The organism is Actinomycetota bacterium, assembly GCA_030650795.1.
Classification (GTDB): Bacteria; Actinomycetota; Actinomycetes; order S36-B12; family S36-B12; genus UBA11398.
Genome location: JAUSDJ010000026.1, coordinates 63,361 through 88,121 on the forward strand (window position 1 = coordinate 63,361; position 24,761 = coordinate 88,121).

General features: G+C 59.0%; 22 protein-coding genes and 1 tRNA gene. 10 read left to right on the forward strand and 13 right to left on the reverse strand.

Annotation, left to right across the window (positions count from 1 at the left end):
• Window positions 1–28 precede the first annotated feature (28 nt).
• The 4 genes from lysA to Q7L55_08070 all read right to left on the reverse strand — a co-directional run bounded on the left by lysA (window position 29) and on the right by Q7L55_08070 (window position 4,941).
• Window positions 29–1,348 carry a diaminopimelate decarboxylase gene (gene lysA, locus Q7L55_08055; GenBank protein ID MDO8732508.1) on the reverse strand — a complete coding sequence of 440 codons (1,320 nt, stop codon included), beginning with the start codon at window positions 1,346–1,348 and terminating at the stop codon, window positions 29–31.
• A gap of 28 nt (window positions 1,349–1,376) precedes the next feature.
• Complete coding sequence (argS, locus tag Q7L55_08060) at window positions 1,377–3,032, reverse strand: arginine--tRNA ligase (GenBank protein ID MDO8732509.1); 1,656 nt, start codon at window positions 3,030–3,032, stop codon at window positions 1,377–1,379.
• Between the two features lie 156 nt (window positions 3,033–3,188).
• Window positions 3,189–4,094, reverse strand: a complete 906-nt coding sequence (locus Q7L55_08065; protein MDO8732510.1) for a polyphosphate kinase 2 family protein — start codon at window positions 4,092–4,094, stop codon at window positions 3,189–3,191.
• Window positions 4,087–4,941 carry a YihY/virulence factor BrkB family protein gene (locus Q7L55_08070; protein MDO8732511.1) on the reverse strand — a complete coding sequence of 285 codons (855 nt, stop codon included), beginning with the start codon at window positions 4,939–4,941 and terminating at the stop codon, window positions 4,087–4,089. The genes Q7L55_08065 and Q7L55_08070 overlap by 8 nt, the downstream gene beginning before the upstream one ends.
• A 49-nt stretch (window positions 4,942–4,990) precedes the next feature.
• Here Q7L55_08070 and Q7L55_08075 point away from each other — a divergent pair.
• Window positions 4,991–5,063, forward strand: a tRNA-Arg gene (locus Q7L55_08075).
• 28 nt (window positions 5,064–5,091) lie between these two features.
• On the opposite strand, the gene Q7L55_08080 is transcribed toward Q7L55_08075, so the two are convergent.
• A complete protein-coding gene (locus Q7L55_08080; protein ID MDO8732512.1) occupies window positions 5,092–7,266 on the reverse strand; it encodes a CoA transferase in 2,175 nt (724 codons plus the stop codon).
• A gap of 138 nt (window positions 7,267–7,404) precedes the next feature.
• Here Q7L55_08080 and Q7L55_08085 point away from each other — a divergent pair, with 138 nt between their 5' ends.
• Window positions 7,405–7,575 (forward strand): hypothetical protein, encoded by a 171-nt coding sequence (locus Q7L55_08085; GenBank protein ID MDO8732513.1) that lies wholly within the window; start codon window positions 7,405–7,407, stop codon window positions 7,573–7,575.
• A gap of 33 nt (window positions 7,576–7,608) precedes the next feature.
• A complete protein-coding gene (locus Q7L55_08090) occupies window positions 7,609–8,292 on the forward strand; it encodes a queuosine precursor transporter (protein MDO8732514.1) in 684 nt (227 codons plus the stop codon).
• On the opposite strand, the gene tgt is transcribed toward Q7L55_08090, so the two are convergent.
• Window positions 8,286–9,500 carry a tRNA guanosine(34) transglycosylase Tgt gene (gene tgt, locus Q7L55_08095; protein ID MDO8732515.1) on the reverse strand — a complete coding sequence of 405 codons (1,215 nt, stop codon included), beginning with the start codon at window positions 9,498–9,500 and terminating at the stop codon, window positions 8,286–8,288. The genes Q7L55_08090 and tgt overlap by 7 nt on opposite strands.
• A 75-nt stretch (window positions 9,501–9,575) precedes the next feature.
• On the opposite strand from tgt, the gene Q7L55_08100 reads away from it, so the two are divergent.
• Entirely contained in the window at window positions 9,576–11,051 is a 1,476-nt protein-coding gene (locus Q7L55_08100) for an alpha/beta hydrolase (protein ID MDO8732516.1), read from the forward strand.
• Here the strand turns inward: Q7L55_08100 and Q7L55_08105 are convergent.
• On the reverse strand, window positions 11,048–11,959 hold the full coding sequence (locus Q7L55_08105; GenBank protein ID MDO8732517.1) for a PAC2 family protein: 912 nt from the start codon (window positions 11,957–11,959) through the stop codon (window positions 11,048–11,050). The two genes, Q7L55_08100 and Q7L55_08105, sit on opposite strands and share 4 nt — an antisense overlap.
• 34 nt (window positions 11,960–11,993) lie before the next feature.
• Window positions 11,994–13,178 (reverse strand): DUF697 domain-containing protein, encoded by a 1,185-nt coding sequence (locus Q7L55_08110; GenBank protein ID MDO8732518.1) that lies wholly within the window; start codon window positions 13,176–13,178, stop codon window positions 11,994–11,996.
• A 47-nt stretch (window positions 13,179–13,225) separates the two neighbouring features.
• Between Q7L55_08110 and Q7L55_08115 the strand changes: the two genes are divergently transcribed.
• Complete coding sequence (locus tag Q7L55_08115; GenBank protein ID MDO8732519.1) at window positions 13,226–13,774, forward strand: lytic transglycosylase domain-containing protein; 549 nt, start codon at window positions 13,226–13,228, stop codon at window positions 13,772–13,774.
• Here Q7L55_08115 and Q7L55_08120 read toward each other — a convergent pair.
• Together Q7L55_08120 and Q7L55_08125 are read right to left on the reverse strand one after the other, a co-directional pair.
• On the reverse strand, window positions 13,764–15,848 hold the full coding sequence (locus Q7L55_08120; protein ID MDO8732520.1) for an alpha/beta-hydrolase family protein: 2,085 nt from the start codon (window positions 15,846–15,848) through the stop codon (window positions 13,764–13,766). The genes Q7L55_08115 and Q7L55_08120 overlap by 11 nt on opposite strands.
• Window positions 15,849–15,873: 25 nt before the next feature.
• Entirely contained in the window at window positions 15,874–17,244 is a 1,371-nt protein-coding gene (locus Q7L55_08125) for a L,D-transpeptidase family protein (GenBank protein ID MDO8732521.1), read from the reverse strand.
• A gap of 213 nt (window positions 17,245–17,457) precedes the next feature.
• Here Q7L55_08125 and Q7L55_08130 point away from each other — a divergent pair, with 213 nt between their 5' ends.
• Together Q7L55_08130 and Q7L55_08135 are read left to right on the forward strand one after the other, a co-directional pair.
• A complete protein-coding gene (locus Q7L55_08130; protein ID MDO8732522.1) occupies window positions 17,458–21,135 on the forward strand; it encodes a multifunctional oxoglutarate decarboxylase/oxoglutarate dehydrogenase thiamine pyrophosphate-binding subunit/dihydrolipoyllysine-residue succinyltransferase subunit in 3,678 nt (1,225 codons plus the stop codon).
• A gap of 2 nt (window positions 21,136–21,137) precedes the next feature.
• Window positions 21,138–21,320 carry a DUF6104 family protein gene (locus Q7L55_08135; protein ID MDO8732523.1) on the forward strand — a complete coding sequence of 61 codons (183 nt, stop codon included), beginning with the start codon at window positions 21,138–21,140 and terminating at the stop codon, window positions 21,318–21,320.
• Here the strand turns inward: Q7L55_08135 and Q7L55_08140 are convergent.
• Together Q7L55_08140 and sodX are read right to left on the reverse strand one after the other, a co-directional pair.
• Window positions 21,317–22,288: a zinc-binding dehydrogenase gene (locus Q7L55_08140; GenBank protein MDO8732524.1), complete on the reverse strand. Its 972-nt coding sequence runs from the start codon at window positions 22,286–22,288 to the stop codon at window positions 21,317–21,319. The two genes, Q7L55_08135 and Q7L55_08140, sit on opposite strands and share 4 nt — an antisense overlap.
• Before the next feature lie 43 nt (window positions 22,289–22,331).
• A complete protein-coding gene (gene sodX / locus Q7L55_08145; GenBank protein ID MDO8732525.1) occupies window positions 22,332–22,643 on the reverse strand; it encodes a nickel-type superoxide dismutase maturation protease in 312 nt (103 codons plus the stop codon).
• A gap of 78 nt (window positions 22,644–22,721) precedes the next feature.
• On the opposite strand from sodX, the gene sodN reads away from it, so the two are divergent.
• The 3 genes from sodN (at window position 22,722) to Q7L55_08160 (ending at window position 24,322) form a co-directional block, all read left to right on the forward strand.
• Window positions 22,722–23,123, forward strand: coding sequence for a superoxide dismutase, Ni (gene sodN / locus Q7L55_08150; protein ID MDO8732526.1), 402 nt, complete (start codon window positions 22,722–22,724; stop codon window positions 23,121–23,123).
• Window positions 23,124–23,263: 140 nt separating this feature from the next.
• The gene (locus tag Q7L55_08155) at window positions 23,264–23,638 is read left to right on the forward strand and encodes a hypothetical protein (GenBank protein ID MDO8732527.1); all 375 of its coding nucleotides are present in this window, start codon (window positions 23,264–23,266) and stop codon (window positions 23,636–23,638) included.
• Window positions 23,639–23,656: 18 nt separating this feature from the next.
• Window positions 23,657–24,322, forward strand: coding sequence for a sigma-70 family RNA polymerase sigma factor (locus Q7L55_08160; protein ID MDO8732528.1), 666 nt, complete (start codon window positions 23,657–23,659; stop codon window positions 24,320–24,322).
• Here the strand turns inward: Q7L55_08160 and Q7L55_08165 are convergent.
• Window positions 24,308–24,733 carry a hypothetical protein gene (locus Q7L55_08165; protein ID MDO8732529.1) on the reverse strand — a complete coding sequence of 142 codons (426 nt, stop codon included), beginning with the start codon at window positions 24,731–24,733 and terminating at the stop codon, window positions 24,308–24,310. The genes Q7L55_08160 and Q7L55_08165 overlap by 15 nt on opposite strands.
• Between the last annotated feature and the right edge of the window lie 28 nt (window positions 24,734–24,761).

Genomic DNA, 24,761 nt, shown 5'->3' on the forward strand with positions numbered 1-24,761 from the left:
TTCACAATTGCTGGCGCTGGATCCCGGCTCAAGCCCCGGGATCCAGCGCCAGTAGGTCTTCCAAGGTCTCTCTGCGCAAGATCACCGTCGCCTCGCCGGCCCTCACGCCAATCACTGCTGGCCGTGGCAGGTAGTTGTAATTGGATGCCATTGAGCGGCAATAGGCACCGGTGGCAGCAACGACGAGCAGATCACCTGGCACGAGATCCGCGGGAAGCCAAGCCTCGCGAATGAGGATGTCGCCGGTCTCGCAATGCTTGCCGACCAAGCGGATCAGCATCGGCTCGGCCGTGGAAGTTCGAGATGCGAGTTCAACGGTGTACTCGGCGTCATAGAGCGCGGTCCGGATGTTGTCGCTCATCCCGCCATCAACTGAAATGTACGTGCGCACTCCGTCATCTGTCTGCACTGCCTTCACGGTGCCGACTTCATACAGCGTGACTCCGGGCGGCCCGATGATTGCGCGCCCAGGTTCAAAGGCAAGCGCAGGCACAGGCACTCCGGCTGCTAGGCAATCGCGCGCAACAGCACTCGCCACCTGTGCGGCAAGTTCCTCGATGGCCAGCGGATCATCCGACTCGAGGTAGGCAATTCCCATGCCTCCGCCGAGATCCAACTCAGCGAAGCTGAATCCGATCTCCTTGGACATGCGTCCCATGAAGGCCACGATCCGCACAGCGGCCTCCTCGAAACCAAGAGCGTCGAAGATCTGCGATCCGATATGCGAGTGCAGGCCGCGAAACTCCAAGCTCGGCAGCATCGCGATGCGTCGGAGCGCTTCTTCGGCGGCGCCCGAAGCAACAGAGAAGCCGAATTTCTGATCCTCATGCGCCGTCGCAATGAACTCGTGGGTGTGGGCTTCTACGCCAATGGTCAATCGCAGAAGGACTGGCTGCACGATCCCCGCACGATTGGCCGCGTCCGCAACGCGCACGATCTCCTCGAAGGAGTCCAACACGATTCGTCCGACGCCGGCTTCGATGGCGGCCTCGATCTCAGCCATCGATTTGTTGTTTCCATGCAGTAAGAGCTGGGCACCGGGAACACCCGCACGCAGAGCAACGGCAAGCTCTCCGCCTGAGGCGACGTCAATGCCAAGACCCTCTTCGTACACCCAGCGAGCCACGGTCGTTGCAAGAAAGGCCTTCGCTGCGTAGTAGACCTGACGCGCTCCGATCTGAGTTGCCGCTAGTCGATATTCCCGAGCGCGGGATCGCACCTCTTGCTCGTCGAGAATGAACAGTGGGGTGCCGTACTGGGCTGCGGCATCGCGCACATCGATTCCACCGATGCTGAGTGCACCGGAGGAATCACGGGTGGCCGAAGTCGGCCAGACATTGGACACCAGCGAAGGCTAGGGCATCCAAATCCAAGAACTACATGCGCTCTGGCGCGCTCACTCCAAGCATGGCCAAGCCGTTTGCAAGCGTCTGCCGGGTCGCGGCACACAGCCATAGTCGCGCAATGTGCTCAGCAGTGGTGTCTTCATCCCCGCGCGGCAGCACCCGACAGGCGTCATAGAAGCGGTGATAGGTCGTGGCCAATTCTTCCAGGTAACGCGCTACCCGGTGGGGTTCGCGCAACTCCGCCGAGGTTGCCACGATGCGCGGAAACTCACCAAGTGCACCAAGCAGCTCATTTTCTCGATCATGTGCGAGCAAGCCAGGATCAAATTCTGCTGACGCCCAATCGATTTCAAGATCAGCCGCGTTCCGGATGACTGAGGCTATGCGGGCGTGCGCATACTGCACGTAGTAGACGGGGTTGTCATTTGTGTGTCGGGCGATGGCCTCAAGATCCAAGGTAAGTGGCGAGTCGACCGGATGACGAATGAGCGAGTATCGAGCAGCGTCTACTCCCACCTCCTCAACGAGATCCTCCAGAGTGACGATGGTCCCGGCGCGCTTGGAGAGCTTGACCTCCTCACCACCCTTGGTGATCTTCACCAATTGTCCGATCAGCACCTCTGCTGCATTGGCGGCATCGCCGTAGCACTGTGCGACCGCCTTGAGCCGATTCACGTATCCGTGATGATCGGCTCCAAGCAGGTAGATGCACGTGCCAAAACCGCGTTCGCGCTTGTTCACGTAGTAGGCAGTGTCGGAAGCAAAATACGTCAACTCGCCATCGGCTTTGACCAGCACTCGGTCCTTGTCATCGCCGAAGTCAGTGGTGCGAAGCCAGGTTGCGCCATCGAGTTCGAACATATGCCCTTGTTCGCGGAGGCGATCGAAAGCCAATTCCACTGAGTGGCTTTCATGGAGTGCACGCTCAGATGCCCAGACATCAAAGTGCGTTCTGAAGAGTTCGAGAACTCGTTGCTGCTGTGCTAACTGAATTCGATACGCCGCTTCGCGGAAGCCTGCGGCTCGTTCGGCTTCGGGCAGCTCTATGAGCGATGGATCCTCGCCCGTGACTTGCGCAGCGAGATCAACGATGTAGGCACCGTGATAGCCACCTTCGGGCACAGGCTGGCCTTGGGCCACCGCGAGAACGGAGAGGCCGAACTTCTCCATTTGCACGCCACGGTCATTGATGTAGAACTCGCTGGTGACGCGTGCGCCGGCAGCTGCGAGCACCTGGGCCAGTGCGCTGCCAACGGCGGCCCATCGCGTGTGTCCCAGGTGCAAGGGACCTGTGGGATTCGCCGAGATGAACTCGACGTTGATCATCTGTCCATCAAGAGCAACACCATGACCGTAGTTCGCACCTTGATCCACGATGCTCCGAGCTAGTTCGCCCTGAGCCGCGCTGTCCAGGCGAATATTGATGAATCCGGGACCGGCAATGTCAGCACTGCTGACTCCCTCGACCAAGACGAGCCGCTGCACGATGGCCTCGGCCAGGGTGCGTGGTGGCACGCCTGCAGTCTTCGCAAGAGTCAACGCGATGTTTGTCGCATAGTCGCCGTGCTCACGTGATCGAGGTCGCTCAACGTGGACCGAACCCGGCAGCTCAATCGCTATGCCGTCGGCGTCACGAACCTGGTCCAGCACGAGCAAGAGCGCTGCGGCCAGAGCGTCGGGAGTCACCGCGAGAGCGTACCGACCGGCATTGGGAACGAAGGACTCCCACCACAGAGGTGGGAGTCCTTCTGGTTCGACCCTTATCCCCCGATTCGAGTCGATTCAATCTTCACCCGGCACGCCCGGACGCGCCAGCAGTTCGGTATCGCCTGTGGATAGGCGCTACTCGGCCTCGAGGTGCGTGCGGGCAACCTGAAGATCCTTGAGGGTCTGCTCAGCCACCTTTGGATACTGCGGATCGATCTCCTGCAGAGTGTGCAGGACGATCGCGCTCGTGAGCAGATGCGTCACCCACTTGTGATCGGCCGGAACGACGTACCAGGGGGCCCACTTCGTGCTCGTGTTGCTCACCATGGCGGAGAAGGACTTGCGATAGGCATCCCAGTACTCACGCTCGCGAAGATCCGCAGGTGAGAATTTCCAGTTCTTCTCGGGCTGATCAATGCGCTCCAGGAATCGCTTTCGCTGCATCTCCTTGGAGAGATTCAGGAAGATCTTCACGATCTGTGTTCCGCTGTCCACGAGGTGCCGCTCCCACTCATTTATTGCGTGATACCGGCGCTTCCACAGTGCATCGAGATCCTTGATTTGATCGGCGGGTGGCCAGATCAACTCCGGATGCACCTGCGTGACGAGCACATTTTCATAGTGGGAACGGTTGAAGATCGAGATCTGCCCGAGTTCAGGAAGCACCAGTTGATGGCGCCACAGGAAGTCATGCGCACGCTCAAGAGTTGAGGGAGCCTTGAATGAATGAACTTCCACTCCCTCTGGGTTGAGTCCACTCATCACATGCTTGATGGTGCCGTCCTTGCCTGCCGCATCGGTTGCTTGGAACACGATCAGCATTGCGTTCGAGTTTGCCGCATAGAAGCGATCCTGCAAGGCCGTCATCTCTTCCAAAATCGGCTCATGCGCCTGCTGGCTGGAGATCTTGTCGAAGTGCTTGGGCATCAGCGACGAATCGAAGTCAGCATCCAGATCTACCTTCCGACCCGGCTCAACTTGACACTGATGCACGACCGCCCGCCATTCGTCCTTAGTCAGCACAGCTGGCGACTCACTCATGTGTCGTTGGCCTTTCCTCCGTGAGATACATCTGCATCTCGGCGCCGAGTAGCACTCCCATGAAGGACAGGTAGAGCCACAGCAGCACCACCATAGGCGCTCCGAATGCGGCGATGGCGGCGCCAATTGTCGTTGACAGTCCGACGTAGACCCCCACCCCAGCGCTCATGCCCAAGAACCAAAGTGCCACGGCAATAGCGATGGGTGACTTCCACGACAAAGGGGCGCCCTTGCTCGGTCCCCATCGAAAGACACCCAGGACAACGAGCCAGGCAACGATCGCAAAGAGCACCCAGTCGATCCAGCCGACTCCTGTGCTGAAGCGGACTTCTGGGAATCCAAGAGCTCGGGCAATTCGAGGCAGCAAGGTCAAGGCAAGTACGACCGTGATCAAGATGAGTAGACCGAAAAGAGTGATGACTGCATCGCGCACGCGACCAAGCAAGTCAGGCCGGTGCCCAATGAATCCAAAGGTCCTGTCCAGCGCCATGCGAAGGGCAGTGATGGCTTTGGACGCCGCGTAAATTGCAATAAGAAGACCAATGACTGAAGCCAGAGCCAATGCGCTTGCAGACGAACTCGTGATCACATTGACGACGGAGTTGGTCACCTCTTGCAATTGGGTATCAGTGTCAGGAAGTCGGCTCAGGATCGACTCGATCGCATTTCTGGTGTTCTCCGGCCCAATGATCGCGCCAGCTACGGCTCCAACGGCAACAGCAGCAGGAGCCATGGCAAGAAGCACGAAGTAGGCCATGCCACCGGCAGCCAACGATCCTTGGTGGGCGGTGTACTCGCGGAATATCGCGCCACCAGCTCGAGTCAACGAAGACAGGTGGCCGCGCACCCGCCTATCGTGTCAGTGCAGCGCCTCGCTGCTAGCCTGACACCCGTTTGCCTCCGTAGCTCAGGGGATAGAGCAGTGGTTTCCGGTACCGAAGGTCGCAGGTTCGAATCCTGCCGGGGGCGCAAATGTCACTTCCCGGGACATCCCTAATCAGGCGTGCTGGACAGCCGCCCCTGATGCAAGTAGGTCCTCGATCACCTGATCCTTCAAACCGAATTCACGAAGGCATTCGACGGTGTGCTCGCCGAGCACAGGTGCCGCGCGCTCCATGCGAATTTCCTGGTCGCCAAAGGACCAAAGGCCCCCAGGCTGCAGAATGGTGCCCCACAGAGCATGGTTCGTTGCTGAGACCAGACCGGCAGCGCGGTTGTCCTCACTGTCGAAGAATGCGTTCATCTGGTCCAGGCGCACCTGCTCGGCCGGCACACCTGCGGTGGCCAAGACAGACAAGGCCTCTGCGACCGTGCAGCCCGTGAGATTCAAAGCGCCCAGTGCGGCGAGTTGCACTGGCTCGTCTGCGGCGATCATGACCCACCCGTCGGCCTGTTGAAGGATGCGATGCCCGTCGTCACGGGTCAACTGGTCAGCGCTCAGGCCAGGGAATGGTGGCAAGGTGCCGTCGGCTCCCTTGAAGATCTCGCTGACCGTGAGCAGGCCGGAGCCGAGCAGCGAGGCCGCGACATCCTGACCGACACCTGTGCGGTCACGATGGTAAAGGGCCAGCACCACAGCCAACGCCGATGAGGTGGCGCAGTGGTGGTCCATGAATCCGAATCGGTGCCACATCGGCGGATTGCCGTCGCCGGCCGCAAGAGTCTCCCAGCCGGACAGTGCCTGGAACAACTGGTCAAAGCCTGGCCAATCTGCTCTCGGGCCGGTCGGGCCATAGGAACTCGTGTGGCAGTAGATGACCGTGGGATTGATTTCCCGGACGGTCTTGGCATCCAAGCCCAGGCGAGTGGCTGCGGGCATCCGCATGTTGTGGTGCACGACGTCGGCCCAGCCGATAGCTGCCTCCAGCGCGGCGCGCGACGCGGGTTCCTTCAGATTCAAGGCGATGCCCCGCTTGCCTCGCTGACAGCCAAGAAACACGCCAATCCACCGCATAGGGTCGCCCGACGTCGTCTCAAGCTTGATCACATCTGCGCCAAGGTCCGCCAGCATCTGCGGACCATACGGTCCGGCCAGGTGGCTCCCAAGATCCAGCACCTTGATGCCCTCCAACGGCCAGCGCCGCTTGCGCCCATCGCCCGCCGGTCCCGGCGAGACATCCCAGGACTGGAGCACTTCCTCGGTGTGCGCGCCATGTGCCGGCGCAGGACCTACGATCTGCTGCGGTGGGCTGAGGGTGAGTGGCGTCCCAACGACCGTGATGAGCCCTTCCTGCGGATCGTCAAGGTCGACCAAATAGCCGTTGATACGCGCCTGCTCATCATCGAAGATCTCGCCGAACTCAGCACATCCCTGCACCGGCACGTCGCTCGCCCACAACTCCTGCAGCCACGCCGCTCTGGTATCAGTCAGGAAGCAGGCGACGATCGCCTCGTCAACTGGGCCGTCGTGCTGCTCGACGAACGCACGGACGCGAGCGCTGCGCATCAAGTCGGGCATGTGGTGAAGCCAGAGCCCGTCACCGCACTCGTAGAGCGGGGTGTGCATGTTCTTGGGCAGTGGGTTGGACTGTTCCTGCGGCATGCCCTCCCCGCGATTCCAGAACATGCCCAAGTTGACGAGGGCACCCTGGGCCAAACTGGTGTGCGCCGGACCACCGAATCCCGAGCGACCCCGCGACAGCAGCCGTGCGACGATTCCGGTCGCGGCCAGCCAAACGGCGTTCCACGTCGTCAATGGATAGCGCAGGTAGATCGGTCCGTCCCGGAGAACACGCGGGAGCTGCTCATCGCAGACGCCGAGCCTGGCGTGCACCAGGGAGGCTTCAACAGGCAGATCCGCATCGGCATGGTTCATCGGCCATCCGAGTACCGAACTCACGATGAGCTTGGGATTGAGCTGGGCCAGCGACGCATCGTCCAGGCCGTGCGCTCGCGCCTGCGTTGGGCCAAGCTCATGGACGAACACGTCAGCGGCTGATAGCAGCTGCTTCAGACGCGTCAGACCTTCCGGCGTGTCGATGTCTGCGATGAGACTCCGCTTACTGCGGTTCCAGGTACGAAACCCCGGGAGATCTCGATCCCGCCCGGGCTTTGCCCTCTCGACCTTCACGACATCGGCGCCGCACTCGGCCAGGAGCATTGTCGCCGCCGACCCAGCCGGGCCAACAGACAAGTCGACAATCCTGATGTCGGTGAGAATGCCATCAGCCACCGTGTCCTCCTATTGCTCAGTCAGTGAGGCAGCGCCCTCCGCGGAGGCAGGAGATCGCACGCTCCAAGTAAGAGGCGAAACAAGGTCTCCTCCAGCGGTACAAAGGCTCGCCGCCACCGTACGCGAGCCGCGCCGTAAATGCCGGTGAATCGTCTGACGATTCCATTCGCTGGCTGGATCGTGCACTGGATTCTGAGGCATCGGCGAGTCGAGGACTTCATCGACAAGGGCACGAAGGCCAGCGCTGACCTTCTGTTTGGACAGCGCCCGCGCGGGACTCGCCATCTCGCAAACGAAGGTCGGGTGTGACATACCTGTGCCGAATGGTTGAATGACTCCGCCATGAGCACCGAAACGCAGAGCCAACGAGTGCACTTCGCCTCAATCACCCATAGTTACTACCCGCTCATCGTTGGCATCTTCGTCGGCATCCTGATCATCTCGAACATCGCCGCTACCAAACTGATCGTCTTCGGTCCTGCGATCCTCGATGGCGGTGCATTCCTGTTTCCGCTCGCCTACATCATCGGCGACATCCTGAGCGAGGTCTATGGATTCCGTGCTGCCAGGCGCGCGATCCTGTTGGGCTTCGCCATGGCGATTCTGGCAGCGGTGACCTTCTATGTCGTGCAGATCTCGCCAGCGCCCGATGCGTACACCAACCAAGAGGCCTACGAAGCAGTCCTTGGCTTCGTGCCGCGCATCGTGCTGGCAAGTGTCTGCGGCTACCTCGCCGGTCAACTGCTGAATTCGTATGTTCTGGTCAAGATCAAGGAACGCACAAAGGAGAAGCACCTCTGGGCTCGCCTGATTGGATCCACAATCGTCGGCGAGCTGGCTGACACTGTTGTCTTTTGCACGGTTGCCTTCTACGGCATCATCACCGGAGCCGAATTCGCCAACTACGTGATCGTCGGCTACTTGTACAAGACTCTGCTTGAAGTAGTGCTGCTGCCCATCACGTATCCGCTGATTGGATTCATCAAGAGACGCGAGCCGAGTTACGACTTGGCTTCAGCTCACTGAGTGCCTGTTCCAAACCTTCCGAGAAAGTCCTCTCGGAGTACCTCGAACTCGCCACTCGGAATGCTCGCGCGAATCTGATCAAGCAGGGCGACCACAAAGCGCTCGTTGTGAATGGTTGTCAGGGTGGCCGAAAGTCGCTCCTTGGCCTTGAACAGGTGATGGAGGTAAGCACGCGAGTAATGCGAGCATGTGTAGCAGTCGCAGTGGTCGTCAATGGGGTTGAAATCAGCCTTGAATCTGGCATTGGTGACATGGAATCGGCCTTCGGGATGCAACACGGTCCCATTGCGAGCCATCCGCGATGGCGCCACACAGTCAAACGTGTCGATGCCGTACTCGATCGCGGTGAAGAAATCGACTGGGTCACCGATCCCCAGCAGATGACGCGGCTTGTCCTCTGGCAGTTCTTCGTTGACCCACCGGATGATCGTTCCGAGATTGGCTTTCTCCAGTGCACCGCCGATCCCGAATCCGTCAAAGTCCAAAGCACCCAGTTCGCGGGCAGCCTGCCTGCGCAGATCCTCGTATTGCGCACCCTGCACCACCCCGAACAGGGCTTGGTAGGGCCGATGAGTACGAAGACTGGTCAACCGCTCGTGTTCTGCAATGCAGCGCTCAGCCCATTCATAGGTGCGCCTGAGCGACCGCTCTTGATATTCGCGAGTGTTCATCAAAGTGGTGCATTCATCGAATGCGAAGATGATGTCCGCGCCAATTGAATGCTGCACTTGCATGGAGATCTCGGGCGTGAAGCGATGCATCGTTCCGTCGATATGCGACTTGAACGTGACGCCATCATCATCGACATGTGCCAGTCGATCCTTGCCAGGAGCGATGACTTCATCAGAACGCACAGTCTTTGCGTCCATTGCGAGGATCTTCTTGAAGCCGACGCCGAGCGACAGCACCTGAAAACCCCCACTGTCCGTAAAGGTAGGACCTCCCCAGTGCATGAATGCGCCGAGTCCTCCTGAAGAGTCAATAACCTCGGCCCCGGGCTGCAGATACAGGTGATAGGCGTTGGCAAGGATTGCCTGTGCACCCAACTCCTCCATCGACTCTGGCAACACAGCCTTGACTGTTGCCAGAGTCCCAACAGGGATGAAAGCGGGAGTGTTGATGTTTCCGTGCGGTGTGGAGATGACGCCTGTTCGACCCAAGCCTTGTGAATCCCCGTGGTCCGCGAGACGAGATTCGAGGGCGAACATCGGCGAGACCATTGAGTCATCTAAGCAAACTCGATGCCGCACAGATTCCCGGTAGTGATGACGTACCGTGGTGACGTGAAGCGCATAGGCATCGTCGTAGTTGCGACAGCACTGGCAATTGCCGCACCTCTCGCGTCGAGCCAGGCTGCAACAGGCCTTGATGCCTATCGCGCGCAGAGTCTGAAATGGCACTCGTGCGCTGTTGGCCAGTGCGCAAGTCTGCAGGTCCCGCTCGACTATTCCGACCTCAGTCGCGGTGACATCACCCTTGCCGTCAGTCGAGCTCCCCATTCGGGTCCGAACTTTCAGGGATCAATCGTCATCAATCCTGGAGGTCCTGGCGAATCTGGCTTGGCCTTCGCGGGGTATGCGGCAAAGTTTCTGGCACCTGCCGTCGCAAAGGAATTTGACTTCATCGGCCTTGATCCACGCGGAGTTCAGAATTCAGCGCCCGTCACATGCATGACTTCTAAGCAGACTGCTGCTTGGCTCGCGATGGATTCCACACCGGACACGCCAAAGGAGGTCGCCTCCGTCATGCGAGCTGCAGCACGCATCAGCAAGGGCTGCTTGAAGCACAGCCCGCGCATTGCGCCATTCGTAGGCACGCCTTCGGCCGCCCAGGATCTCGACATCCTTCGATCTGCCCTGCGCGAAGAAAAACTGAACTGGCTTGGCTTCTCCTATGGCACGGCTCTTGGCATTGCCTATCTCGAAGCGTTCCCAGACCACGTGGGTCGATTTGTGCTTGATGGATCGCTCAATCCAGCTCTGGACTCCATGCAATTATCTGCAGGACAGTCCGTTGGATTTCAGCGAGCCTTTCAGAATTTCGCAGCCGACTGCAGCAGGCAGAAGAACTGCACTCTTGGCGAATCCGCGACGGTGATCACTGCCAAAGTCAATGCCCTATTGGCACGGCTCGATCAGCATCCGCTGCGCACTGATCAAGGGCCAAGGCTCACCCAGTCTCTGGGCATGGGCGGCATGCTGACGGCAATGTATTCAACAGATCTGTGGAAGCCACTCGGTGATGCAATTGCGCAAGCGCTCGCTGGCAATGGCACCGGGTTGATGGAATTGGCTTGGAGCGGGGCAGAGCAAATCGGCCCGGCCAAGTTCTCGTCAAATATTCAGTCGGCCTACTACGCCATCGACTGCTGGGATATGCCCCCAGCACCTGGAGCCGCAGGGCTGAGCTTGGCCGCCAAGCGCTGGTCGGTCGCGGCACCTGTACCCGAATTCGCCGAGTCGATGGCCTGGAGCAATGCGCCCTGCACCAGTTGGTTTGCCCACGATCCGCACCTACCTGCACCGGCTTCCACCTCAACCAAGGCACCGGTCTTGGTGATTGGCACTCGCTTTGATCCAGCAACGCCATATGAATGGGCCCAAGCCTTGAGTTCACAGTTGCCGACCAGCACTCTTCTCACCTACGAAGGCAATGGTCACACCGCCTATGGCTCTGGTTCGAAGTGCATTGACGGTCAAGTTGATCTCTACCTCCTGCAGGGAAATATGCCTGCCAAAGGCACCAGCTGTCCGGCTTAGCCGTCGGTCTTGCCTTCCCCCGCATCGAGATCACGCAGGAATGATTCAAACTGAGCAGCAATCTCGTCACCTGTCAGCACCGGCTCCTCTGACATGAGGCTTCCTGGAGGTGCTCCGATGGTCTGGTCGTACTGCTGCTCTAGCGCACTGACGACCGTGGCAAATTCATCGTTGCCTGCGAGTTGATCAGAAATCTCGCGAGTCGCCTGGGCTGCGAGTGGATTCAAACCGTCAACGGGAAGATCCAGACCCGTGACTCGGCTGAGGCCATTGATCAAGGTTTGCGCACCTTGGGGGTACTGGAACTGGCTGAGGTAGTGCGGCACTTGGGCCGTGATGCCCATGGAGTCAAAGCCCTCCTGTGCCAGATGGTATTCGAGCATGGCTCCCATATGCCCAGGCACATCAACCTCACCAACAACGGAGCGGAATCCGCGAACGAGCTCAGGGTCCGAGCCGTGCACCGTGATACCCAAAGGCCGCGTATGCGGCGCCGGCCACGGAATGCCGGAGACAGCAACAGCAAGGCGAATGCCCAGTCGGTGGCCAAGCCCGGAGATTGCGGCGATGAATCGCATCCACTGGTAATCAGGCTCTGGACCGGCAAGCAGAAGAAACGAGACACCCTTGGAATCGGTCATCTCATGCAACTGGATGCTTGGAATGTCTACGCCAGTGAAATGGTCGACGGAGTACGACAAGACCGGACGGCGTGCACGAAAATCCATCACGGCGTCCACATCGAAGGTAGCAATCAACTCATGCTCGCAATGCTCAAGCAGATGATCGATCGTCATTCGCACTGCGCCGCCCGCATCGACGTATCCAGTGAATGCGTGGATGAGCACAGGTGGCTCTTTGAACCGCGGCATCTGGTGGATGGCGTACATATCTTCCGGCGACTGCACGGATCCTCCTTGAGTGGGTTCTTGCTGCCTTAGATTATGCGCGCTTGGTGAGGCGCTGCATCATCCTTGCCCCTGTTCCAGAGTTCTGCTTAAAGAAAACAATGAATTGCTCTGCCACTGCACCGCTGCTCCAGAAGCGATCTCGAGCATCGTCATCCATCGCCAATGCGAGCTCACACACCCGCGACCAAGCCAAGCCAACTGCCTTGGTCATCGAGGCTGCGATGGTCGCTGAGATGGCTGAACCAGCCACGGCTCCCCCTGGAATGAACTTCAGCAGATTGGTGACGGCATATCGACCTGCCAGTGTGGCTCCGCCTGTCAGCACGATCGATCCGGCCAATGACATCGCCCTCGCGCGACTTGGTGGAAGTCCATATGCAGCAGTGATACGAGCGATCATGGTGATCTGATTCGGCACGAGCAGAGCAGCGTCGGCGAAAGGGATCGGCGTTGCTCCAATGCCCGCGGCAAGAGCCGACGCCTGATTAATGATGGCGTCTACCGCTTTTTTTTTACGTCCAATATCGATCTTCTGCGCAGCGGTGAGCGCGCGCGCAGCCACCTCGGGGGCAACAAGATAAGTGGCATCCAGAAGGTCCTGTACTCCGAAAACCGGAGCACCACTAAAGGCATCCGCAAGCGCATTGGTCAGCACAGTCGCGCCAGCAATTGGAAGCAACAAGCCATCGATGTAGTCGGCAAATTCCAAGGCCTCCGGGTGAATCTCTCCCGTCTTTGTCGGTACTTGGGTCATAACGATGATGACGGGTAGACCTAGCCGAGCAAGTTCCCGGACGAATTCAACCTGCGCCTTTTCGAATCGCCGATCTGACCACCGCACGAGGTACCAGGCCGCGTGAATTCGTTGTTCGGCGGGCTGCTTGGAATTCTGCTCAACGACAGTGCGCAAGCCCTCCAGAATCACATTGCCTGCCACGCCAGTCTCAAAGCCTTCGGCGTCATAAAGGCCAAGGAAGCCGTCCGGCAGCCGATAGTGCGTCAGCCCCTTGGTTACGGGCTCACCAACGCCGGTGCGCGCGACCTCGCTGCCGAACATCGTGTTCACCAATGTGGATTTGCCAACGCCGGTCTTGCCGAGCACAAGCAGATTGAACAAGCCCAGGGAGGCAAAGGCTTCAGCGAGACGTTGTTCGAACAGTGACTCAACCTGAGGGCGGGTGAGATCCGGAACTCGTCCCACCACGTCATCAGCCACGAGCCCACGGTACGCGGTCAAGACCGACAAAGAGTTACCGTGTACGAATGCACGTGACACTTCGGCTTCAGTCCATTGCAATTCTGGGTGTCGTGCTCGCATTGGCACTTGGCGCAGTTGCCTTGGGTATTTCGACCGCAAAGAGATACGGCCTCATTGGCCCTGTGCATGTGCCCAGCGAGTATCGGACTCTCGTCCTAAGCGCTGCGCAGCGTTGTCCTCGCATTCCCGTTGAGGTCTTCGCTGCCCAGATTGCTGCGGAGAGCGGATGGGACGCCACTGCAAGGAGTCCCGCTGGGGCGCAAGGCATAGCGCAATTCATGCCCACCGTGTGGGATCAATACGGCTTGGATGCCAATGGTGACGGCGAGACGAGCGTGTGGGATGCGGCCGATGCCATCCCCTCGGCAGCAGAGTTGAATTGCAAGAACCGCAGGCTGCTCAAAGAGGTCTCTGGAAATAGACTTGAGAACACTTTGGCCGCCTACAACGCCGGATATGCCGCTGTTCGACGCTATGACGGTGTACCGCCATTCCCGGAGACTCAGGCCTACGTGAAGAACATCCTCGAGGATGCCAAAGACATCAGTTGGTAGGTGCCTGCGACTTGGTCGCGTTCTTGCCGGGGAGATCAGCCTGTGCTGAACCGACAAACTCCGCCCAGACTTCGTCGCTCATCGATTCAGAGTCATTGGTGGTGCCCCAAGTCTTCATCTCGCGGATGAGCGCTTCCTTGGCACGCGCCACCTGCTCGGTGACAACTCGTCGCTGAGCCCACTGCAGTTCGCGCGTGCGCAGCGCGGTTTCCATGTTGATGAGCTGCTCCGGCGTGCACGGCAAGTCATATACAGACGATACAAATCGCGCGATGTCCTCGCGATAGTCATGGCCTCGTCGACCAAAGGTGCCCGGTACGACGTCCATCGCGTTGATGAGGTCGATGCCAGTCAGCACAAAGGTGGTACCAGGACGCCAGCGTGAGGATTTGGGCACGCCAATAGGGCGATCATTTTGCGGGCCCAGCCACCAGGGCTGACGCAGCAGTAGATTGGTCCCGAACTTTGGAATGGGATCGTCGTAGTGGCTCAACAGCAGATGTCGGACTTTGTCGCGCTGCTCGGCTGGCAGATCCAAGTACTCGCCGTAGTTGTCGAGTTCGACCAAGACGCCATCTGGATCGACCCGGGTCTTGTCCAAGCGCCAAGACTTTGCAAACTCCGTTGCTGAAGGTGTTCCAAGGAAGATCGATGAGTGCACAAAATCACGTTCGATCGCCTCAACTGTGCGGTGCCTCCAAATATCTTGGGTCGTCAGAGCACCAAGACTTTCGCCAAAGAGCACGAACTTGGGTCGCTTGTGCGGCTCCAAGCCTCGCAAATATCCCGTGATGCCGTACATGACAGCGCGGTTCTGCTCGACAGCAAGCCCGGTGCGCGTAAGCGACATTGACGACGGAAGCATCGAGTACTGCATGGTGCAAATCGCGCTGTTGCCCAAGGTGAGGTACTCGAGAGATTCGGCCAACACATAGTTGATATACCCAGAGCCGGTCGGAGAGGCGAATACGAGAACTTCGCGTTCAAAGGCCTTGGTTCGCACGAGTTCATCGAGCAGAGTTTCAACTCGGTCTTCGATCACGCTGGCTGAATCAAGACCAACAAACAGTCGAATGGGATCCGCAACAGCGGGCACTCCCATGACTTCTTCGATTTCTGGCCGAGTCAGCACCATGTTGGTGAAGCGACGCCCTTCGCGTGACAGGCTCGCAAAGGAAACCGAACTCTCTGGACTGCCCGACACATATGGACTCGAAGGCGGGATTTCGTAGGCAGGTTCGACAGCTGCGCCACCCTGCTCTACTCGACGAGTCAGGTACTCATAGCCACCGCTCAGGATGCCGCCCAACAGTCCAAGTGCGACCAGGTGCCCTGCTGGGTTCGCGACTTCGTCGTAGCTGGGGGCGATTCGGGTCAGTCCGCGCGAGACCTGATTGGCGAGCAGCCGCTCTCCTCCCTGCAGGGTGATGACGCCAGCACCTACACCCAGCGCGATCAGCACAGAATTGCGAGTGGAGACCTTCGCGATAGTCGTATCGCCCAATTCAGCGGCCCGACGATGCACCCGACGAATTTCAAATGCTGATGCGCCGACACCAGCGGCGAGTGGAATCGGAAGCATCTTCGCCCAGCCCATGCGCGGTGACTTCTGCGCGAGCAGATCCAGCGAACCGATCGCACCACTCAATGCCGCGCCAGCCAGGGCAACTCGAGCCGAGCGCTGAGCGGCAACTCGAGCCAAGCCGCGACGCAGTTTTTCATCCTCTTGGGCAGGCAGGAGACGCGAGAGTCCTTCGGCGAGCGCTGCTGCTGCAAGATTCGTGCCGACAGTGAAGGCAAGCCGCGAAGCCGAGGCGCTGCCATCGGACGCTTCAGCTCGATTGCGAGTGAGGCGATTACCAAGAGAATCAATGGTGCTCTCGGCCGCGGTAACCAAGGACAGCGTGGTTGCCGAGATAACTCCGGTTGCAATTGCCTGATCCAGGGTCTTTCGCGGTTGGAGGCCGGGCTCAAATGAAGGACCGACCGCTGCAGCGGCAGCGAACAGTGCAACACGTTCAGCAAGTGGACGGTTGTGGCCAAGAGCTCCCACGACCCGACTGAAGGAAACCATGGCGCAATCCTGCCAGTACCGAGGGCTATGTGCTCACGGTTGTGGGCGTAGGAGTGGGGACAGCCGTCTCCGTTGGCGACGGAACCGGCGTTGGCACAGGAACTGGCGGCGGCATCGTTGGGGTGAAGGGGTGACTGTGCAGCGCTGACTTCTTCAACCAAATCGGCCACGCCACATTCCACAACCCACCAGGGCCATTGCCCGGTTGTGCCAGATTGCCAAGGGTGTTGGAGTAGATGAAGACGTCACCAGGGATGGTGATCTCGTAAATCCATTTGGCATCCGACTCGTACATATTCGTACAGCCATGCGAACCGTTGTACTTGCCCAATCGTCCAGTCGCCCAGGGCGCAGCGTGGATGAACTCACCTGATGGAGTCACGCGGGTATTCCAGCGGGCGTCGAGGGAGTACTGCTGCGAGGGATCAGAAATTCCGAGCGAAGTGCTGGTGTACGTCTTGAATGGCTCTTTCTGCGTGCTCACCACCTTGACTCCGTTGCGCGTTCGCCAGTCCGGTCCGCCAAGTGAGATCTTGAAAGTCTTCACTTTCACGCCATCGATGTACACCGTCATGAGGTCTGAGGCCCCATTGACTCGGCCGATGAATGAGCGTGCCGTCTTGAAGGAGTAGGTGGTGCCAAGCGAGGAAGTTCCGACCAGAGTCGAGCCGCCGGACACGCCCATGTTGGCTGAGTTCAAGGAAGAGGTGATGGTAATAGTTGAGTGCCCCGGCCAGAAACCCGTGGGACGGAACATCACCGAGCGATTGCTCTGCCAGGCCCAAGCGCCTGGAACCACCTGGGTTGCACCTGTTGCATCGGAAGTGGCCGACACAGTGAGGTGGCGCTCCACGACTGCCTTATTTGGGATGTCTTGGCTGAAGGTGAGCTTGGGAATGGTGCCAATGCCCAAGCGGGTTGCCGAGGCATTGACGCCAAGGTCGTTGGCAGCTCCGTCAAATTTGCCAGTAATCATGATGCGGGCCTTGGGAAGTTTGGTCAGCTTGTCGGTGTCCAGAGCAATGGGGACAGTTGGTACGCCCGAACCCAGGGCACTCATTGGCCCAGGCCCAGCTTCATTGACCGCTCTGAGCGCGACGATGTACTTCACGCCATCGGTCAGACCGCTGACCACGCAAAGCCCGAGCGTCAATCCACAGGCACTCCAGGTATTTCCGCCATTCGACGTCACCTGGACCTCAGTAACTGGCGGAACATTGGCACTCAAAGGCAGGACATAAGCAATCTGCAGGGAGCCGGTGCCAACCGAAGTGACTGAGGCGATGCTTGGTGCATCGGGAAATGGGGCCGCGGCTTGCGCCGGCAACGCAAGGGCCAATAGGCCAAGAGCGAGCACAGAAGCAAGACCCATGCGGCCGGAGTGTGGGGGAAGCACTCCCTCACTGTAAGTCGCGCGGCGCGGCGATCCAAAACCGACCCAGATTGAGACCCGGATTACGTTCGTTGAATATGGGAACTTGCGCGTGAAGCGACTATTCTTATGTGGGCGCAACTGCGCTAGTGCGCCTCCACGTCAGTGCTGTGTGCACCATCTATTCGACGAAATGAGCACCTCGGTGCGAGAGGACCTGCAGTGGCCACGGAATCCATGGACACCTTTGGCGCCAACGAGTGGCTCGTAGATGAACTCTATGATCTGTATCGACAGGACAAGAGCAAAGTCGATCCGATCTGGTGGGACTTCTTTCAGGATTACTCCCCCGGGGCGCCAGGCGAGCCACCAACGCTGAATGCGGCCACATCGGGCTTTGCGCCTGCTCCTGTGACTACTGAAGCCACGAGCGAGGTCCTTGCTCCCGTGCCTGTTGTCGCTCCCCCAGTTGCCGTGCCTCCGAGCCCAACTACCCCGACTTATCCCACTCCCGCCGCTGCTCCTGTCGCGGCCCAGTCCGAGCTCTCAACGCAAAGCGCAACCTCTGTTCTCAAGGGCCCGGCAGCTCGAGTCGTCACCAACATGGAAGCCAGCCTTGCTGTGCCAACGGCAACAAGTGTTCGCGCGTTGCCAGCGCGACTGCTTCAGGACAACCGCACAGTCATCAACAACCATCTCGCGCGCACCCGCGGCGGGAAGGTCTCCTTCACGCACCTCATCGGCTACGCGCTTGTTCGCGCTGTTGCCGATATTCCTGCCATGAACGGCCACTTCGTCGAGGTCGACGGCAAGCCCGCACTCGTGTCCAGTTCAGCGATCAACCTCGGTCTTGCTATCGATCAGACCAAGCCCGATGGCACTCGCCAACTGCTCGTGCCGAGCATCAAGGGCGCACAGGACATGGATTTCTCACAGTTCCATGCGGCCTATGAGGACATCGTTCGCAAGGCTCGCAATAACAAGCTCACCGTCGACGACTTTGCCGGAACTACCCTTTCGCTCACCAATCCAGGTGGCATCGGCACCAACCTCTCAGTGCCGCGATTGATGAGCGGCCAAGGCTGCATCGTTGGCGTGGGTTCACTTGAGTACCCAGCTGAGTGGGAAGGGGCTTCAGAGGAGTCCATAGCCCGCAACGCGGTCTCGAAGATCTTGACCCTGACCTCTACCTACGACCACCGCATCATCCAAGGCGCTCAGTCCGGTGAGTTCCTTCGCCGAATCCACCAGTTGATCCTCGGAGAAGATGGCTTCTACGACGAGATCTTCCGAGCCCTGCGCATTCCATACGAGCCCATCCGCTGGGCCAAGGACATCTCTGCCAATCACGAGTCAGATCTCAGCAAGGCAACACGTGTGCAGGAGATCATCCACGCCTACCGAGTGCGCGGACATCTCCTCGCCGATACCGATCCACTTGAAGCGCGTCAGCCGACGCACCCAGATCTCGACACGATGTCGCACAGTCTGACTCTTTGGGATTTGGATCGCGTCTTTCCGACAGGTGGATTTGGCGGCCAGCCCCTGATGAACCTGCGCGAGATTCTGCGCATCCTTCGCGATTCGTACACGCGGTCGATGGGCATCGAATACATGCACATTCAGGATCCAGACCAGCGCACTTGGATTCAAAGCCAGATCGAAGGCCCGCATGTGCGTCCCGATCGCGAAGAGCAGTTGCGCATCTTGCACAAGCTCAATGAAGCCGAAGCGCTTGAATCCTTTCTGCAGACCAAGTACGTCGGCCAGAAGCGCTTCAGTCTCGAAGGCGGCGATTCGCTCATCCCTCTTCTTGATGCCATCCTCATTGAAGCTGCTGATGCCAACCTTCTCGAGGTCGCCATCGGTATGCCACACCGTGGCCGCCTCAATGTGCTCACCAACATCGCAGGCAAGTCCTACGCCCAGATTTTCCGTGAGTTCGAGGGTGACTTCGGCCCAGAGTCGGTGCAGGGCTCAGGCGACGTGAAGTACCACCTCGGCACCACCGGAATGTTCACCGCTCCAAGCGGTGCGACAACTGATGTCTACCTCGCCGCGAACCCCTCGCACCTTGAGGCGGTCAATCCCGTGCTTGAAGGCATCGTTCGAGCAAAGCAGGATCGGCTGAATCGCGACGAGACCAGCCGCATCCTGCCGATCTTGATGCATGGCGACGCCGCCTTTGCTGGCCAAGGGGTAGTGGCCGAAACGCTGCAGATGTCGCAGATTCAGGGCTACCGCACTGAGGGCACGATTCACATCGTCGTCAACAATCAGGTCGGCTTTACCACGAGTCCGCGGTACAGCCGCTCCTCGGTCTACTCAACTGATGTCGCTCGCACTATTCAGGCGCCCATCTTCCACGTCAATGGTGATGACCCAGAAGCGGTAGTGCGCATTGCGCGGCTGGCTTACGACTTCCGGCAGAAATTCCACAAGGACGTTGTCATCGATTTGGTCTGCTACCGACGCCGCGGCCACAACGAGGCCGATGATCCATCACTGACCCAGCCACTGATGTACAAGATCATCGACAACAAGCGTTCAGTTCGCAAGCATTACACCGAGTCATTGATCGGTCGCGGAGACATCACCGTTGAAGAGGCTGAGGACGCTCTCAAGCACTTCCAAGCCCAACTCGAGCGAATCTTCCAGGAGACGCACAGCGATCCAGGCAAGGCGTTCAGTGAATCCGAGCAGGACATCGTTGAGACGGGCAGCCGCGAACTGGTGCGTCAGCGACCGGCTTATGAAGTCGACACCTCGATTACTCAAGAGCAGATCGACACCGTCATCGCATCGCAACTGCAAATGCCAGAGAACTTCGCAGTGCATCCGCGCTTGCAGCCGCAGTTGGCTCGACGCGAGCAGATGGTCGCCGACGATGCGATTGACTGGGGCATGGGAGAAGCGCTCGCCTTCGGCTCGCTGTTGATGGATGGCCGTACGATTCGACTCGCGGGTCAGGATTCGCGCCGCGGCACCTTCGGCCATCGACATGGCGTCATCGTCGACAGCCAATCTGGCTGGCAGTACAAGCCTTTGAAGCAGTGCTACCGCGGTGACGCCAAGCTCTACATCTACGACTCCCTCCTCAGTGAGTTTGCCGCGATGGGCTTCGAATACGGCTATTCCGTGGCTCGGCCTGATGCCCTTGTGCTCTGGGAAGCCCAGTTTGGTGACTTTGCCAATGGCGCTCAGACCATCATCGATGAGTTCATCTCATCAGGTGAGCAGAAATGGGGACAGAAATCGTCGTTGACTCTGCTGCTCCCACACGGATTCGAAGGTCAGGGGCCTGACCACTCTTCTGCGCGAATCGAAAGATTCCTGCAGATGTGTGCGCAGGACAACATGACGGTGGCGATGCCAACAACGCCAGCGTCGTACTTCCACCTGCTGCGATGGAAGGTGGCCAGCGAGTTGACTCGACCACTCGTGGTCTTCACACCCAAGTCCCTTCTTCGGGCCAAGCAGGCAGTGTCGAGCAAGGCTGATTTCCTGAACGGTCATTTCCGCGCAGTGATTGGTGACGACAAGATCAATCGGGCAGATGCTAAGACAGTTCTGCTGTGCAGTGGCAAGGTCTATTACGACCTGGTGGCGCACCGCGAGAAGATTGGCGCCAATGACGTGGCGATTATTCGAATGGAGCGTCTGTACCCGCTGCCCCATAAGACTTTGCCTCTGTCAATGGAGGGCATGGAAGGCGCCGACCTGCGTTGGGTCCAGGAGGAGCCGGCAAATCAAGGTGCCTGGAGTTTCATGGCCATGCATCTTCCCGAGTTGCTGCAGCGTCCCATTACTGGTGTTACTCGACCGGCTTCTTCGTCACCTGCGGTCGGCACCCATGCTCGTCATGAGCTGGAGCAGAGCGCGCTGGTGGAGCAGGCCTTCGCTCCACGGAGCTAGACGTGTACTTCACCGATCGAGGTATTGAAGAACTCCTCGCCCGCAGGGGCGAGGAGGAAATCAGTTTCGACTGGCTCGCCGAACGGATGCGCGAATTCGTCAATCTGCATCCGGAGCATGAGGTACCTGTCGAACGGCTGGCTACCTGGCTTGCTCGGCTCGATGACGATCTCGACGAGGACTAGTCAAAGGTCAACACGATCTTGCCTCGTACTTCACCAGCATTCATCACTGCAAAGGCTTCAGCGGCATCACTGATTGGCAACACCCGATCGATGATCGGACGGACTCCTGATGAGACGAGCAGTGCAACAAGTGCGCGCAGTTCGTCTGCTGTGCCCATGGTCGAACCTTCTACTTTGAGTTGAAGGAAGAAGACTCGGTTGAGGTCAGCATTCGCCGCTCCACCGCTCGTTGCCCCACACGTGACGATGGTTCCGCCCGGCCGCAAAGAGCGAAGGGAGTGCGACCAGGTGGCCTCGCCAACAGATTCAATGACGGCGTCGACCTTTTCGGGCAGGCGAGCTCCAGTTTCGAATGCCTCTTCTGCGCCGATGCTCTTGGCCCAAGCGCGCTTTTCCTCATCTCGCGAAGTCACCCAGACCCGCAGCCCGAGTGCCTTGCCCAGCAGGATTGCGGCCGTGGCAATGCCACCCGCAGCACCCTGAACCAGTACTAAGTCGCCTTTCTGGGCACCTGACTTGGTCACGAGCATGCGGTACGCGGTGAGCCATGCCGTGGGCAGGCAGGCAGCCTCGGCCCAAGTGATTTGGGCTGGCTTGTCGATCAAGTTGCGTGCCGGCACGCGCACCTGGGCAGCCATCGTGCCCGGGTACACCTCGCTGAGCAACGAACGCTTCGGATCCAAGGTCTCATCGCCCCGACCCTTTGCCGGATCGCCGATAACCCCATGGACGATAACTTCGCGACCGTCCTCGGTGATGCCAGCAGCATCGGTGCCAAGAATCATCGGAGCTTGATCGGCCGTGAGCGCCGTGCCACGCAAAGCCCACAAATCATGGTGATTCAGTCCGACAGCCTTCACATTGACGGTGATCCAGTCCTCGGGAGTTGGCGTCGCTTCGAACTCACCGATTGCAAGGCAGGACAGGGGATCTTCGGCATTCACGCCGGACGCGTAGACAGCAAACATGGCTTGAGCGTATCTGCGCGGGACTGCGCGTATCCGGCCAACCTCAACTTCTCGTCAGGGGAATCAAGGGCCGATAGCGAAGCACGAGCCTGCCCACCACCCTTGCCGGATCAACGACGCCAAAGAATCGACTGTCGTCGCTGGCAGCTGCGTTGTCGCCGAGCACCCACCAGCCTTCAGGCCGACGATGATCAACACGCTTGACGGTGAGCAGGTCCGTACGAACGGGATGCCAGAACACGATCAACTGACCGGGTCGAACATCGCGTGTTCGACGCACCAACCACCAGTGGCCTGAGCGCAGCGATGGTTCCATCGAGGAGCCAGCGATGGCAATCGCAGTGAGCCCGAGCATCCCTGCATCCTTCCGCAAACTGAGTCAGGCTCCCGCACTAGGCTGAGTCCGATTTCTCCCCAACGAAAGGGATGGTTGATGTTTACCCGTGTATTCGCCCCACGCCAGACTGCTTACGCACACTGCGATCTGCCGTGTGGCATCTATGACCCAGCACCGGCCCGACTCGAAGCAGAGTCTGTTAAGGCCTGTATGACGAAGTACCACGGCTCCGAAGATCCAGACTTCAAGGCTCGCGCCGTCTCGATCAAGGAGGCCCGTTCGACCATGGTCAAGGAGCACCTATGGGTGCTGTGGACTGACTACTTCAAGGCACCGCACTTCGAGAAGTACCCGAACCTGAACGAGCTCTTCAATCAGGCGACCAAGCTCGCAGGTGCCGGTGGCACCAAGGGGACAAACGATGTTGCTGTGGCCGATGAACTGCTCGCCAAGATCGACGAGATTGCCGCGATCTTCTGGGAGACCAAGGCCGCGTAGTGGCCTTTGCAGCGGGCTCGAGGCTTCTGGCCTCGGGCCCGTTTCTTTTTGTCGCAGCTGTGCCGACACCTGCACGTTGAACAGCAGAAGTTGCCAAGACTGGATCTACGCTCAGAACACATAGCTCAACGGAGGTAATCATGACGGTCTTGATCAATCTGCCTGCTGAGCCGGGCTATGCAAGTGTCCTGCGGACGACCGCTGCATCGATCGCTGCTCATTGCAATCTGACCTACGACCGCCTGGAAGATGCCCGCTTGGCCATCGATGAAGCTTTCGCGCAGGTCATCTCGTTCGCCCAGGAAGACTCAACAGTTGAATGTGTGTTTGAAGAAGCTCCGGGCGATCTTCGCTTCATCGTTTCCGGGCCCACGCAATTGAATACCGATCTCCCCACGGATTCCTTCTCGTGGACAGTGCTGAGTGCGCTGGCTGACGAGCTCAGCGCAAAAGTCGAACAGGGTCGACTGGCAATTCATGTGCGCGTCCGGGAACCCCAAGAGGCCCATGCGTAACACCCACCTTTCGCTGAAATGGATATCCAAAAGCGCGCGGAGCAGATTGCCGCGCACATCGGCCTGGTTCACCATGTCGCCCGTCGTTTTCGCGGTTCATCTGACTACGAGGATCTTGTCCAAGTCGGCATTGTCGGTCTCATTCACGCCGTTGATCACTTCGATCCAGCCCAAGGCACCTCGTTCAGCAGCTATGCGGTGCCTTCGATCACTGGAGCAATCCTCCACCACCTACGCGACCACTCCTCGAGCGTCAAAGTTCCCGGTCGCCTGCAAGAGTTGGTGTCGAAGGTTTCCAGGGCAGTTGACCATCTCACCCAACACCACGGACGTTCCCCCACAGTGGCGGAGATTGCGGAGGAAGTCGCTACCAGCCAAGAGGCGGTGCTGGAGGCAATTGAGGCCAATTACGCGCGTTCGACCGTGAGTCTGGAAGCAGAGGATGCTCCGCCGGCAGTTCCAGCAGCAATTGACACAGATTTCGAAGAAGTGGAAACGCGTCTCGTGGTTCTTCAGGCGCTGTCCGGCCTGCCAGGGCTGGACCGACGAGTAATCGAACAGCGCTTCTATCGAGGTCGAACCCAGAGCCAGATTGCCGAGGATCTTCAGCTCTCCCAGATGCAGGTCTCGCGCATCATTTCGCGCAGCCTGACTCAACTGAGGCAGGCACTAGCCGACATCTGAACCCGGGCGGCGGTAGGAGTCCGAATAAGTCCGCAGTACTGAGGGATTGAAGGAGAGGATCAAGCCGAGGATCGAGGGGACCGCAAGCATCAAGCCGGGCAACAGCTGTTCTTCAAATCCGCTGAAAACAAAACTGATGCCGGCCAGCAAGCCAATGAGTTGAGCCATGATGAACGGTCCTCGAGCCCACCGACTCATCCGAATCCAAGCAAAGGCCACTTTGACCAATCCGAGTCCAAGCAGGGTGAAGATCGCGATCTCGATCACCATTGCTGATGTCGAATTGCCGATGACTCCGTAGGATCCGCCGCTCACGACATTGATGCCGACGACAATCGCATATGCGAGCAAGGCTAAGCCCTCCAGCGCGGCAAGGGCGCCAAGGAAAATGAATTGGCGAGGAACAGGCACGAGCGACACTCTACGGTTCCCTGCATTG

Excerpts from the sequence above, each read along its gene's own strand:
- Q7L55_08115 (MDO8732519.1), top strand. The coding sequence starts at position 13,226 with ATGCACGTGACACTTCGGCTTCAGTCCATTGCAATTCTGGGTGTCGTG.
- Q7L55_08065 (MDO8732510.1), bottom strand. The coding sequence starts at position 4,094 with ATGAGTGAGTCGCCAGCTGTGCTGACTAAGGACGAATGGCGGGCGGTC.
- Q7L55_08085 (MDO8732513.1), top strand. The coding sequence starts at position 7,405 with ATGCCGGTGAATCGTCTGACGATTCCATTCGCTGGCTGGATCGTGCAC.
- Q7L55_08090 (MDO8732514.1), top strand. The coding sequence starts at position 7,609 with ATGAGCACCGAAACGCAGAGCCAACGAGTGCACTTCGCCTCAATCACC.
- Q7L55_08160 (MDO8732528.1), top strand. The coding sequence starts at position 23,657 with ATGGATATCCAAAAGCGCGCGGAGCAGATTGCCGCGCACATCGGCCTG.
- sodN (MDO8732526.1), top strand. The coding sequence starts at position 22,722 with ATGTTTACCCGTGTATTCGCCCCACGCCAGACTGCTTACGCACACTGC.
- Q7L55_08155 (MDO8732527.1), top strand. The coding sequence starts at position 23,264 with ATGACGGTCTTGATCAATCTGCCTGCTGAGCCGGGCTATGCAAGTGTC.
- tgt (MDO8732515.1), bottom strand. The coding sequence starts at position 9,500 with ATGTTCGCCCTCGAATCTCGTCTCGCGGACCACGGGGATTCACAAGGC.
- sodX (MDO8732525.1), bottom strand. The coding sequence starts at position 22,643 with ATGCTCGGGCTCACTGCGATTGCCATCGCTGGCTCCTCGATGGAACCA.
- Q7L55_08140 (MDO8732524.1), bottom strand. The coding sequence starts at position 22,288 with ATGTTTGCTGTCTACGCGTCCGGCGTGAATGCCGAAGATCCCCTGTCC.
- Q7L55_08130 (MDO8732522.1), top strand. The coding sequence starts at position 17,458 with ATGGACACCTTTGGCGCCAACGAGTGGCTCGTAGATGAACTCTATGAT.
- Q7L55_08120 (MDO8732520.1), bottom strand. The coding sequence starts at position 15,848 with ATGGTTTCCTTCAGTCGGGTCGTGGGAGCTCTTGGCCACAACCGTCCA.